This is a genomic window from Saccharothrix hoggarensis (genome assembly GCF_042678885.1).
Taxonomy (GTDB): domain Bacteria; phylum Actinomycetota; class Actinomycetes; order Mycobacteriales; family Pseudonocardiaceae; genus Actinosynnema; species Actinosynnema hoggarensis.
On record NZ_JBHTLK010000222.1, the window covers coordinates 1 to 11,457 of the forward strand.

Sequence of the window (11,457 nt, forward strand, 5' to 3'; positions counted from 1 at the left end):
CCGCCCACCGCGCCCGGCGCCCGTCCTGCGGGGGCTGCCGCGCGCGGGCTCGCACGTGCGCGTCCGATCCATCGAGTGCCCGTCCAGCGCGTCGTGACCTCGGGTCGGTCGACCCGCGTGTCGAGTACCCGCTCCGCAGGCGTCCCAAACTTCGATCTCGACTACTGGACGCGTTCCCGCTTCCCGCTGGCCAACCGGCACACGAGGTAGATCAGGAACGACACGGCCGTCACGAACGCGCTCACCGGCATGCCGGGGGCGAGCGACAGCACCATCCCGCCGAGCACGGACACCTCGGCGAACACCACGGCCAGCAGCGTCGCCTTCAGCGGGCTCGCGGTGACCCGGCTCGCCGCCGCCGCGGGCGTGATCATCAGCGACAGCACGAGCAGCGCGCCGACCAGCTGCACGCTCAGCGCCGTCGCCACGCCCACCAGCACCGCGAACACCACGGACAGCGTGCGCACCGGCACGCCCCGCGCCACGGCCACCGCCGCGTCCACGCTGGCGAAGTGCAGCGGCCGGTAGATGAACGCCAGCACCGCCAGCACCGCGACCGACGAGCCGATCAGCAACCACAGGTCCGTCGAGCCGATGCTCACGACCTGGCCCGTGAGCAGGCCGAACTTGTTGGCCGAGCGCCCCTCGTAGAGGGCCAGGAACAGCACGCCGAGGCCGAGGCCGAACGCCAGGATCGCGCCGATCACGGAGTCGCGGTCCGAGTTGCGCGTGCTCAGCAGGCCCAGCAGCAGCGCCGCCACGACCGAGCCGGCCAGCGCGCCGTACCCGACGCCGATGCCGATCAGCAGGGCCGCCGCGCCGCCGGTGAACGCGAGCTCGCTCGTGCCGTGCACGGCGAACGCCATCTTGCGCGTGACGACCAGCGGGCCGAGGAGTCCCGCGACCAGCCCGAGCACCGCGCCCGCGACGATCATCGGCTGGACGTAGCCCAGCACCTCCAGGGTGAGGTCGACGTCGAGGAAGTTCTCCATCAGCCCTCCACCGCCAGGTGGTGCGGCTCGTCCTCGCACACGTGCTGCGCGCCGACCACGTGGATCTGGTCGCGCACGCGGACGACCTCGACGTTCGTCCGGTACAGCTCGGTCAGCGTCCGCGAGGTCATGACCTCGGCGGGCGTGCCGATCCGGAACCGCCCCTCCACCAGGTACAGCACCCGGTCGACCAGCGGCAGGATCGGGTTGATCTCGTGGGTCACGAACAGCACGGCCGTGCCCGCGGTGCGGCGCCGGGCGTCGATCAGGTCGCTGACCACGCGCTGGTGGGCGAGGTCGAGGGAGAGCAGCGGCTCGTCGCAGAGCAGCACCTCGGGGTCGCCGACCAGCGCCTGCGCCACCCTCAGCCGCTGCTGCTCGCCGCCGGAGAGCAGGCCGATCGGCTCGTCGGCGTACCGCGTCGCGCCCACCGACTCCAGCGCCGCGTCGACCTTCTCCCGGCGTTCCCGCCTGCGCCGCCAGCCCACGCCCCAGCCGTGGCCGTCCAGGCCGAACCCGACCAGGTCGCGGCCGCGCAGGGAGAGGCTGACGTCGATCGCCCGCTGCTGCGGGATGTAGCCGATGCGCCGCTTGCCGCCCGCCACCGCGACCGTGCCCGCGGACAGCGGTTGCAGGCCGAGCAGCACGCGGATGAGGCTGGTCTTGCCCGAGCCGTTCGGTCCGAGGACGGCCACGAACTCGCCGGGGGCGACGTCCAGGTCCAACCCGTCCCACAGCACGCGGTCGCCGTAGGACAGCCGCGCGCCGCGCAACGCGACCGCGGCTCGCGTCGGCCTGTCCGTCACCTGGGCTGTCATGCGCCGAGCGCCCCCACCAGCGAGTCGACCTGCTTCATCATCCAGTCAAGGTAACCCGTGACGCCCTCGGGCAGCGTCTCGGTCACCTCGGCGACCGGCACACCGGCCGTCTTCGCCCGCTCCACGACCTGCTTGGTGGCGGGGTTCTCGGTCTGGGCGTTGTTGACCAGGGCCACGACCTGCTTCTCGTCCACCAGGCGGGTGACGTCGGCGAGGGCGGCAGCGGGGATGTCGGACTCGTTCTCGACGGCCTCGGTGAACGACTCGGGGGTGACGTCCTCCACGCCCGCCGTGTCCAGCAGGTAGTGCGCCACCGGCTCGGTCGCCAGCACCTTCCTGCCCGCGCCCTTGCCCTCGACGCGGTCCTCCAGCTCGGTCAGCCTGGCGCCGAAGTCCTTGGCGTTGGCCTCGAAGGCGGCCTTCTTGTCGGGCGCGATCGCGCCGAGGTCGGCGGCGGCCTGGTCGGCGACCTTGCGGACGGTCGCGAAGTCGTACCAGACGTGCTCGTTGACCGCGTGGTCGTGGCCGGCCTCGTCCTCGTGGCCCGCTTCCCCTTCGTGGCCGGCCTCGCCCTCGTGGCCGGGTTCCGCGGACGTCTCGGGCTCGTCGTGGCCGGACGCCTTGCCGGAGATCGGGAACGCCTCGATCTTCTTGGCGGACTCCGTGCCGGGGCCGAGGAGGGTGGCGAAGAAGTCGTCGTAGCCGCCGCCGTTGAAGATGACCAGCTTGGCGTCGCGCACCAGGGCCAGGTCGGCGGGCTTGCTCTCGTACGAGTGCGGGTCGCCGGACGGGTCGTTGATGATCGAGGTGACCTGGACGTCGTCGCCGCCGACCGCCTTGACCACGCTGCCCCACACGTTGGTCGAGGCCACGACCTTGATGGCGCCGTCGGCGGCGCCGGGCGTGGCCGGGGTGTCCTGGGCACCGCAGGCGGTGAGGACTACGGCGGTCGCGGCGGCCGCCGCACCGAGCAACGCGTTGCGGACGGTCATCAGGTCACTCCTCGACAGGCGGATGGACAGGCAATGGAAACCGTTGTCGAGTTCAGTTTAGAACGCTCCGCTACGGACTTGTCCACCGACCGGGTGTTCCGCACACCACAGGGGCCACCTCCGACGTGCGGAGGTGGCCCCGGCGGGGAAGGACGACGTCAGTCGGTGATGCGGTGGCCCGACTCCGGGTGGAACAGGTGGACCTCGGTGGCGTCGCGCACGCCGATCTTCACCGTCTGGCCCAGGGTGGGCGGCGTGCGGCCGTCGACGCGGACCACGAACCGCTCCGGCACGTTGCCGATGCGGACCGAGCCATGCATGAGCGCGTCCGCGCCCAGCTCCTCGACCAGCTCGACGGTCATCTCGAAGCCCGGCTCGGACGACGGGACCAGCGCCAGCGACTCGGGACGGATGCCGAAGGTGACCTCGGTCAGGCCCTCGCCGGCGGCCTTGTCCAGCGCGCGGCGCTCCAGCGGCACCACGATGCCGTCGAGCTTCGCGCCCTCCGACGTCAGCGGCACGGTCTTCAGGTTCATCGCGGGCGAGCCCATGAACCCGGCGACGAACGCGTTGGCCGGCTTGTCGTACAGCGCGCGCGGGGTGTCGCACTGCTGGAGCAGGCCGTCCTTCAGCACGGCGACCCGGTGGCCCATGGTCATGGCCTCGACCTGGTCGTGCGTGACGTAGATCGTGGTGGTGCCGAGCCGGGCCTGGAGGGCGGCGATGTTCGCGCGGGTCTCCACGCGCAGCTTCGCGTCCAGGTTGGACAGCGGCTCGTCCATGAGGAAGACGGAGGGCTCGCGGACGATCGCGCGGCCCATCGCGACGCGCTGCCGCTGACCGCCGGACAGCGCCTTCGGCTTGCGGTCCAGGTACTTGGTCAGGTCGAGCATCTTGGCCGCCTCGGCGACCTTCTCCTTGATCTCGGCCTTGTTGACGCCGCGCAGCTTGAGCGCGAAGCCCATGTTCTCCGCGACCGTCATGTGCGGGTACAGCGCGTAGGACTGGAACACCATCGCGATGTCGCGGCCCTTGGGCGGGACGTTGGTGACGTCCTTGCCTCCGATGTGGATGGCGCCCTCGTCCACGTCCTCCAGACCCGCGAGCATGCGCAGCGCGGTCGACTTGCCGGAGCCGGACGGACCGACCAGAACCAGGAACTCGCCGTCGGTGACGTCCAACGACAGCTCGTCGACCGCGCGGACCGGCGGGTTGCCGGAGAAGATCCGCGAAGCCTTGACGTAGGCGACCTCAGCCATGCCACGCACCTTTCACTACCAAGCTTTGCGGCAACGTTAGGGATTGCAAGCGCTTACGGGAACGGGTGGATTGGTCTAGTTCCGCATCGGTTCAGCGCGGCTCTGGTACTGGTGGGGGCATGGCCACCGACCTCGTGCTCGTCCGCCACGCGTGTTCCGTCGTCCCCACGCCCGACGGTCCCGACGAGGACGGCCATCGGGCTCGACGGGGACCGCCGTCGGGCGCAACGCCGCCGGCGCTGATCGGCGCGCACGGCACGTTCGCCGCATGCTGCTCGCGGCCGGTCAGGCGATCGACCAGAGCTTCCCGAAGACCATGCCGATGCCCGCCGTCCACCGGGTCCAGTGGGGCGGCGATCACCCGGTCGAAGCGTCCGGACCAGGACTTTGACCAGCGGTCTTGCCGCTGGTGCGGGGTGCGCCGGGCTCCCTAACCTCTGCACCGTGAAGGTCATCAGCGCACAGCAGTTCCACGACAACCCCGCCGAGGTGTTCGAAGCCGTCGAGGCGGGCGAGACGTACCAGGTCACTCAGAACGGCGAGGAGATCCTCGAACTGAGCCCGCCGACGCAGAGGCGGGGGCTGATCACGGCGGAAGTGATCGAACGACTCAGGCACCTGCCGCGGGTCGACTACGCGGAGATGCGCCGGGAAGCGGACGAATTCTTCGGGAACGAGGACCGACTCGGCGACGACGACCCGTGGGAGCCCAGCCGTGGGTGATCACCACGTCGGTGTCCTGGACACGTCCACGTACATCGACCTCGATCTGCTGGACCAGGAAGCCCTCCCGGAGACCTTCGAGCTGACCACCGTCACCTTTGCCGAGTTGCAACACGGCGTGGCGGTGGCGGGGGACGCGACGACCCACGACGCGCGGGCCAAGCGGCTGGGTGTCGCGATGGTGAACTACGACCCGCTGCCCTTCGACCGCAGGGCGTCCACCCGGTACGGCAGCCTGATCAGGCTGACGATCGCGGCGATCGCGATCCTCGGTCGCGCAAGTTCGACCTGATGATCGCCGCCATAGCCTCGTGCCACGAGCTGCCGCTCTACACCCGCAACCCGAAGGACTTCGTCGGCCTCGAATCGCTGGTAGAGGTGATCGAGGTCTGAGCGGGACCTCCACGCGCACGCGGAGGCCCCGCCCGACGTCAGCCCTTCACCGCGCCCGACGACAGGCCGGTCACCAGGAACCGCTGCACCAGGTAGAACACGATGATCGCCGGGATCGCCACCAGGATCGACGCCGCCGCCAGGTGACCCCACTCGGTCCGGTTCTGCTGGACGAACACCTGCAGGCCCACGGCCAGCGTCTTCGACTCGTCCGCCGCCGACAGGAACGCCGACGCGAACGCCACCTCGCCCCACGCCGTCAGGAACGCGTAGAACGCCGTCACGGCCAGACCCGGCCGGGCCAGGGGCAGCACCAGCCGCCAGAACACCCCGAACGGCGACAGGCCGTCCACGCGCCCCGCCTCGTCGATGTCGTTCGGGATCGTGTCGAAGTAGCCCTTCAGCATGTACGTGCAGAACGGCACGGCGGTCGTGCAGTACACCAGCACCAGGCCGAGCGACGTGCCCTGCAACCCCAGCGCCAGCAGGATGTTGTACAGCGGCACGATCAGCACCGCGAACGGGAACATCTGCACGACCAGGAACGACAGCATCAGCGACCGCTTGCCGGGGAACCGGAAGCGGGACGCCGCGTAACCCGTCGTCGCCGACAGGAACACCGCCAGCACGGTGGTCAGCAGCGCGATCAGCACCGAGTTGCCGAACCACGCCAGGAAGTCGCCCTTCTCCCCGGACAGGATGCGGGCGTAGTTGTCGAGGCTGGAGTCGTTGACCAGCTTGGGCGTGGTCTCGACGGCCTTCGCGTCCGGCTTGAACGACGTCACCAGCACCCAGAACACGGGGAACACGGCGATGAGCGACGCCACGATCAGCGCGCCGTGCAGCCCGACGCTGGCGAGCGCGGACCGTTCGGAGCGCTTCGGGCCGCCGGCGGGCTTGACCACCTTCAACGACGCGGCTTCGACCGTCATCACCACACCTCGCCTTGCTTGCGCAGCGCGCGCCGGTACACGCCCGCGAACACGAGCAACACGGACAGGATCAGCACGCCGTAGGTCGACGCGACCGCGAAGTCGCGGGACGCGCCGGAGAAGAACCGCTCGAACGCGTACGTCACCAGGATGCGGGTGTTCGGGTTCGGCCCGGTGACCAGGTAGATGATCGCGAACATGTTGAACGTCCAGATGATGCCGAGCAGCACCACCGTGCTGGACACGGACTGGAGGCCGGGCAGCGTCACGTTGCGGAACCGCTGCCACGGGGTCGCGCCGTCGACCTCGGCGGCCTCGTAGAGGTCACCGGGGATCGACTGGAGCCCGCCGAGCAGGGCCACCATCATGAACGGCACGCCGAGCCACACGTTCACGATGATCACCGCGACCAGCGCCCAGTCCGACTGGCCGAGCCACACCGGGTCGGGCAGGCCGACGAAGCGCAGGAACTGGTTGATGATCCCGTACTGGGCGTTGAACATGTACTTCCACGCGAACGCGCTGATGAACGCGGGCACCGCCCACGGCAGGATCAGCATGACCCGGTAGAGGGCCCGGCCGCGCATCTGCCGGTTGAGCAGCAGCGCGAGCCCGAGGCCGATCGTGTAGTGGAAGAACACGCACCCGAACGTCCAGATGAGCGTGCGCACCAGCGTCGACCAGAACGCGCCGTAGCTGGCGTCGCCCGACAGCACGTTCACGTAGTTGTCGAGGCCAACGGAGACGTAGGTCGCCGGCCGGTCGAGGATCGGGTTGGCGATGTTGCCCTCGTTGATGTTCGTGAAGGTGAAGAACACGCCCTGGGCGAGCGGGAACAGCACCAACACCGCGATGACCACCACGACCGGCAGCACCATCGCGTACGCGTACCAGTGCCGGTCCAGGAACCTGCGCACCGAAGTCTCCCTTCGCGAACGGTCCTCGCGGGCGCCCCGGTGTGGGGCGCCCGCGAGGGCGTTGTCAGCCGATGGTGTACTCGGGGACGACGGTGTCCTTGTAGCTCTTGGCGACCTCGTCGAGGGCCGTCTTGGCGTCCTTCTTGCCCGCCAGGACGTCGGCGTAGGCGATCTTCAGCGGGTCGAACAGCTGGCCGCCCTCGGGGATCCACGCGCGGGCGTGGGCGGCGGTGACGACCGGCTCGAACGCGGACACGACCGCGTTGGCCTTCACGTCGGCGTTCTCGTAGGCGGACTTGCGGGTGGGCAGCAGGCCCAGCTCCTTGGCGACCTGCGCCTGCGACTCGACGCTGCTCATGCAGGCGATGAACTTGATCGACGAGTCCTTGGCCTTGGTGCCCTTGCGGACCACGTAGTTGTGGCCGCCGACGGGCGCGGAGCCCTTGCCCGCGGTGTCGCCGGGGACGGGGGCGATGCCCAGGTTGGCGGGGTCGGTGAACGCGGCGCCCTTGAGGTAGTCGGCGACCGACCACGGCCCGTTGACGACCATGGCGACCTCGCCGGACGTGAACGCGGCCTGCATGTTGTTGTACGAGTTCGCCGGGTCGAGCGCGGTGCTGGCGGCCTTGGCGTCCAGCAGGCCCTTCGCGGTCTCCAGCGCCTTCACGTTCTCCGCGGAGTTGACCACGATCTTCTTCGCGTCGGCGTCGACCAGGTCGCCGCCCGCGCCGTAGATGAACGGCAGCGCGTAGTACGCGTCGTTGTTGATGAAGATCGTCTTCTCGCCGCCGAGCTTGGCCGCGGCGGCCTTCAGCTCTTCCCACGTCTTCGGCGGCTCGACGCCCGCGTCGGCCAGCAGCTTCTTGTTGTAGAACAGCGCCAGCGAGTCGGTCACCTGCGGCACGCCGTAGGACTTGCCCTCGAACTTGGTGGAGCCCAGCGGGGTGTCCAGGAAGTCCGACGTGTCCTTGGCCAGGTCCGTGCCGGTCAGGTCCTCGACGTAGCCGAGCTTCGCGAGCTGCGGCACCCAGGCGACCTCGGCGCGGAACACGTCCGGGCCCTGACCGCCCTGGGCGGCGGTGCGGTAGTTGTTCAGGGCCTGGTCGAAGGCGACCGTCTCGGTCTTGACCTTGTAGCCGCCCTTGGTCGCGCACTCCTGCGCGATCTTGGTGAACACCGGGCTCTCGTTCGGGCCGCTGGTGTCCCAGAAGGTGATCTCGCCGGAGTCGCCGGACGTCGATCCGCCGCCGCCACCACCGCACGCGGTGAGGACGAGGGCGGAAGCGGCCGCCACTGCGGTCACGAGGGTGGTACGTCGCATCGTTGCTGTCGTCCCTCCTGCGGGCCTCCACCGTGATGAAGGCTCTTGCAAGAACTTGCGAAATTGTTGACGCGGATTTCATCCCGCCGACCAGGGCCGGGTCAAGGGTCTGGACGTAACCAAGCCGTAACGGACGTGCTCGGCCCACGGAAACCAAGGTGGGCGTTGCAAAAATTTGCCGCTGGCGGCAGGCTGCACGTCACCCAACGTCCCGATGGTCGGTTCGCCCGGCCGTCGTCCGCTCGTCGCCCGCTGGGGCGCGGCGCACACGCGAGGAGGCACGGTGTCCGGTCTGTCCGAGATCGCCAGGGCAGCCGGGGTGAGCATCTCCACGGTCAGCCGGGTGCTCAACCGCCGGGCCGGCGTCAACGACGAGACGCGCCAGCGCGTGCTCGCGGTGCTTGCGGAAATGCCTTACACGCCACGGGGGCTCGGGGCCCTCCAGCGGACGGGCGTGATCGGCCTGCTGGTGCCGGAGCTGTCCAACCCGGTGTTCCCGGCGTTCGCCGAGGCGCTGGAGGTGCGCGCCGCGCGGCTGGGCTACTCGTCGCTGCTGTGCAACACGCGGGCCACCGGCGCGGCGGCCATGGGCGAGGAGGAGTACGTGCGGATGCTCCTCGCGCGCGGCGTCGAGGGCATGGTGTTCGTGTCGCCGGAGATCACCAACGTCGAGGTGCCGCTCGGCCAGGCCCCGCGGCCGTCGTACTACGCGAAGCTCCTGGCGGACGGCGTGCACATGGTGTTCCTCAACGGCGCCACGCCGTCGCTGGACGTGCCGGACGTGACGGTGGACGAGCAGCACGCCGGGTACGCGGCGACGCGGCACCTGGTGGAGCTGGGGCACCGGCGGATCGGGTTCGTGTCGGGGCCGGCGCGGTCGCTGCCGTCGCGGCTGAAGCGCGCCGGGTGGGCGGCGGCGCTGGAGGAGGACGCGCTGCCCGCGTCGTCCGACTTCGTGGCGCACGCGCCGTTCGGGCCGGAGGGCGGGGCCGAGGCGGTGTCGGTCCTGCTCGACACCGTGCGGCCGACAGCGGTGATCTGCTCGTCCGACCACATGGCGATCGGCGTGCTGCGGGAGGCGCACCGGCGCGGGCTGTCGGTGCCGCGGGACCTGTCCGTGGTCGGGTTCGACGACATCCCGCTGGCCTCCTACTGCTCGCCCTCGCTGACGACCTTGGCGCAGCCGATCGAGGAGATGGCGGCTGCGGCCGTCGACGAGTTGGTGCACCGCCTCGACCCGGATCGGCGGAGACGCCCCGCGGGGAATTACACGCGCGTTTTCCGACCGCGTCTGGTGGTGCGCGAGTCGTCCGCTCCACCCTCATTGGTTTAGACCATTGTACTTGGAGGTAACGTAGTCCGACCTGGGAAGATGACGATTTGGAGGGACGCCGGTCACCCCCACTTCTGTAATTGGTTCTGAACCGTTACGGTCACTTCATGGCGCGGTCGATGCATGTGCGACGCCCCGCGACGCTCGCCTCACTGGCGGCGGAGCTGGGTGTTTCCCGGACAACGGTGTCCAACGCGTACAACCGTCCCGACCAGCTCTCGCCAGAGCTGCGACGCCGGGTGTTGGAGACAGCAAGACGACTCGGGTACCCGGGGCCCGACCCGGTGGCCCGTTCCCTGCGGACCCGCAAGGCCGGTGCGGTGGGCCTGTTGCTCACCGAGAACCTGTCCTACGCGTTCCGCGACCCGGCGGCGATCGGGTTCCTGGAGGGGTTGGCGCTCGCGTGCGAGGACGCGGGGACCGGGCTGCTGCTCGTGCCCGCGAACCCCGAGCGCGAGGACGTGGCGGCCGTGCACCGGGCCGGCGTGGACGGTTTCGTGGTGTATTCGGTGCCGGACGACGACCCGCACCTGGCGGCCGTGCTGGAGCGGCCCGTGCCGACCGTCGTGTGCGACCAGCCCGACCTGGGCAACGTCGACCGCGTCGGCATCGACGACCAGGCGGCCATGCACTCGCTGGCGCAGCACCTGATCTCGCTGGGGCACCGGCGCGTCGGCGTGGTGTGCATGCGGCTGGCCCGCGACCGCAACGACGACTTCGTCGTGCCGGAACGGCAGCAGGCGGCGCACTTCCACGTGCAGCGCGCCCGGCTCGCCGGTCTGGCGCAGGCGTTCGCGTCGGTCGGCGTGGACTGGGAGACGGTGCCGGTGGCCGAGCGGTTCGACCACACCATGGCGTCCGGCGCGTCCGCGGCGGCCCAGGTGATGGAGCGCGACCCGCAGATCACGGCGCTGATCTGCACGTCGGACATACTGGCCCTCGGCGCCCTCGGCGAGCTGCGCCGGCGTGGCCTGCGCGTGCCGGAGGACATCACCGTCACCGGTTTCGACGGCATCCGGGAGGCCGAGCAGGCCGGTCTGACGACCGTCCGGCAGCCGGTCCTGGAGAAGGGTCGCGCGGCGGGCAAGCTGCTGCTCGACTCGGCCGAGCGCACCCGTCCCCGGGCCGTCACCCTCTCGACCGAACTGGTCCTCGGCAGCACCGCCGCCTCACCGCGCGGCACGGCCGAGGAACGCTGGTTCGGCCCGTGACCCCCTGACCCCACGACGAGCACCGGGCAGGGCCTCCGCGAGGGGGTCCTGCCCTTTCTCGTGGGACGCCCGGGTGATCGCTCAGGTGATGCGGAAGATCACCGGGTTGCTCGCCTTCCCGGCCACCGACGCGGTGAGCAGGTAGTCGCCCGCGCCGAGCCGGGTGTGCTTGCCGCAGCCCGGTTCCGACGTGCTGCCCGCCCACTGGAGGCTGAACGCGAACCGCTCCCCCGGCTGCATCACCCGCACCTCGGAGCCCGCCGTCGCGTAGCAGTCGTTGCTCGACCAGAGCCGCTTCGCGCCGTCGGCGGTCGTCACGACCAGTTCGCGGACGCTGCGGCCGATCTCCTTGGTGCACGGCAGCGGCCCCGCGTTGGACACCGCGATCGTGAACCGCACGCGTTGGCCGGCGGGCGTGGACGGCTTGTCGACCTCGGCCGCCACGGCGACCTGGGCGTCCTCGCACGGCGGCGGCGGGCCGGGCGGCAAGGTGGGCGACGGTGACGGCGGCGGCGGCGACGACGTGGTGGGCGAGGTCGTCGAGGCCGACGACGTCGCCGGCGTTC

General features: G+C 70.4%; 13 protein-coding genes. 5 read left to right on the forward strand and 8 right to left on the reverse strand.

Annotated features, from left to right (window positions below):
* Positions 1 to 161: 161 nt before the first annotated feature.
* From ACFQ3T_RS29345 to ACFQ3T_RS29360, 4 genes are all read right to left on the reverse strand, one after another.
* Positions 162 to 992: a metal ABC transporter permease gene (locus ACFQ3T_RS29345; protein ID WP_380728108.1), complete on the reverse strand. Its 831-nt coding sequence runs from the start codon at positions 990 to 992 to the stop codon at positions 162 to 164.
* Positions 992 to 1,810: a metal ABC transporter ATP-binding protein gene (locus tag ACFQ3T_RS29350; RefSeq protein ID WP_380728110.1), complete on the reverse strand. Its 819-nt coding sequence runs from the start codon at positions 1,808 to 1,810 to the stop codon at positions 992 to 994. Before ACFQ3T_RS29350 ends, ACFQ3T_RS29345 begins: the two co-directional genes overlap by 1 nt.
* Positions 1,807 to 2,802, reverse strand: coding sequence for a metal ABC transporter solute-binding protein, Zn/Mn family (locus tag ACFQ3T_RS29355; protein WP_380728111.1), 996 nt, complete (start codon positions 2,800 to 2,802; stop codon positions 1,807 to 1,809). The genes ACFQ3T_RS29350 and ACFQ3T_RS29355 overlap by 4 nt, the downstream gene beginning before the upstream one ends.
* Positions 2,803 to 2,960: 158 nt before the next feature.
* Entirely contained in the window at positions 2,961 to 4,061 is a 1,101-nt protein-coding gene (locus ACFQ3T_RS29360) for an ABC transporter ATP-binding protein (protein WP_380728113.1), read from the reverse strand.
* A 268-nt stretch (positions 4,062 to 4,329) separates the two neighbouring features.
* Between ACFQ3T_RS29360 and ACFQ3T_RS29365 the strand changes: the two genes are divergently transcribed.
* The 3 genes from ACFQ3T_RS29365 to ACFQ3T_RS29375 are packed head-to-tail and all read left to right on the forward strand — an operon-like array spanning position 4,330 to position 5,076.
* Positions 4,330 to 4,452: a hypothetical protein gene (locus ACFQ3T_RS29365; protein WP_380728115.1), complete on the forward strand. Its 123-nt coding sequence runs from the start codon at positions 4,330 to 4,332 to the stop codon at positions 4,450 to 4,452.
* Positions 4,453 to 4,505: 53 nt separating this feature from the next.
* The gene (locus tag ACFQ3T_RS29370; RefSeq protein ID WP_380728117.1) at positions 4,506 to 4,784 is read left to right on the forward strand and encodes a type II toxin-antitoxin system Phd/YefM family antitoxin; all 279 of its coding nucleotides are present in this window, start codon (positions 4,506 to 4,508) and stop codon (positions 4,782 to 4,784) included.
* Entirely contained in the window at positions 4,777 to 5,076 is a 300-nt protein-coding gene (locus ACFQ3T_RS29375; RefSeq protein WP_380728119.1) for a PIN domain-containing protein, read from the forward strand. Before ACFQ3T_RS29370 ends, ACFQ3T_RS29375 begins: the two co-directional genes overlap by 8 nt.
* Before the next feature lie 139 nt (positions 5,077 to 5,215).
* On the opposite strand, the gene ACFQ3T_RS29380 is transcribed toward ACFQ3T_RS29375, so the two are convergent.
* From ACFQ3T_RS29380 to ACFQ3T_RS29390, 3 genes are all read right to left on the reverse strand, one after another.
* A complete protein-coding gene (locus ACFQ3T_RS29380; RefSeq protein WP_380728121.1) occupies positions 5,216 to 6,109 on the reverse strand; it encodes a sugar ABC transporter permease in 894 nt (297 codons plus the stop codon).
* Positions 6,109 to 7,026, reverse strand: coding sequence for a carbohydrate ABC transporter permease (locus ACFQ3T_RS29385; RefSeq protein WP_380728123.1), 918 nt, complete (start codon positions 7,024 to 7,026; stop codon positions 6,109 to 6,111). Before ACFQ3T_RS29385 ends, ACFQ3T_RS29380 begins: the two co-directional genes overlap by 1 nt.
* Positions 7,027 to 7,090: 64 nt before the next feature.
* Positions 7,091 to 8,347, reverse strand: a complete 1,257-nt coding sequence (locus ACFQ3T_RS29390) for an extracellular solute-binding protein (RefSeq protein ID WP_380728125.1) — start codon at positions 8,345 to 8,347, stop codon at positions 7,091 to 7,093.
* A 283-nt stretch (positions 8,348 to 8,630) separates the two neighbouring features.
* On the opposite strand from ACFQ3T_RS29390, the gene ACFQ3T_RS29395 reads away from it, so the two are divergent.
* Positions 8,631 to 9,680, forward strand: coding sequence for a LacI family DNA-binding transcriptional regulator (locus tag ACFQ3T_RS29395; RefSeq protein WP_380728127.1), 1,050 nt, complete (start codon positions 8,631 to 8,633; stop codon positions 9,678 to 9,680).
* Between the two features lie 107 nt (positions 9,681 to 9,787).
* Complete coding sequence (locus tag ACFQ3T_RS29400; RefSeq protein ID WP_380728129.1) at positions 9,788 to 10,891, forward strand: LacI family DNA-binding transcriptional regulator; 1,104 nt, start codon at positions 9,788 to 9,790, stop codon at positions 10,889 to 10,891.
* Between the two features lie 81 nt (positions 10,892 to 10,972).
* Here the strand turns inward: ACFQ3T_RS29400 and ACFQ3T_RS29405 are convergent, their stop codons facing one another.
* Positions 10,973 to 11,290 carry a hypothetical protein gene (locus ACFQ3T_RS29405; RefSeq protein ID WP_380728131.1) on the reverse strand — a complete coding sequence of 106 codons (318 nt, stop codon included), beginning with the start codon at positions 11,288 to 11,290 and terminating at the stop codon, positions 10,973 to 10,975.
* Positions 11,291 to 11,457 lie beyond the last annotated feature (167 nt).

Bases quoted from the DNA above. Each gene is read 5' to 3' on its own strand.
- ACFQ3T_RS29345 (WP_380728108.1), bottom strand. From the start codon at position 992: ATGGAGAACTTCCTCGACGTCGACCTCACCCTGGAGGTGCTGGGCTAC.
- ACFQ3T_RS29350 (WP_380728110.1), bottom strand. From the start codon at position 1,810: ATGACAGCCCAGGTGACGGACAGGCCGACGCGAGCCGCGGTCGCGTTG.
- ACFQ3T_RS29355 (WP_380728111.1), bottom strand. From the start codon at position 2,802: ATGACCGTCCGCAACGCGTTGCTCGGTGCGGCGGCCGCCGCGACCGCC.
- ACFQ3T_RS29360 (WP_380728113.1), bottom strand. From the start codon at position 4,061: ATGGCTGAGGTCGCCTACGTCAAGGCTTCGCGGATCTTCTCCGGCAAC.
- ACFQ3T_RS29365 (WP_380728115.1), top strand. From the start codon at position 4,330: ATGCTGCTCGCGGCCGGTCAGGCGATCGACCAGAGCTTCCCGAAGACC.
- ACFQ3T_RS29380 (WP_380728121.1), bottom strand. From the start codon at position 6,109: ATGACGGTCGAAGCCGCGTCGTTGAAGGTGGTCAAGCCCGCCGGCGGC.
- ACFQ3T_RS29390 (WP_380728125.1), bottom strand. From the start codon at position 8,347: ATGCGACGTACCACCCTCGTGACCGCAGTGGCGGCCGCTTCCGCCCTC.
- ACFQ3T_RS29400 (WP_380728129.1), top strand. From the start codon at position 9,788: ATGGCGCGGTCGATGCATGTGCGACGCCCCGCGACGCTCGCCTCACTG.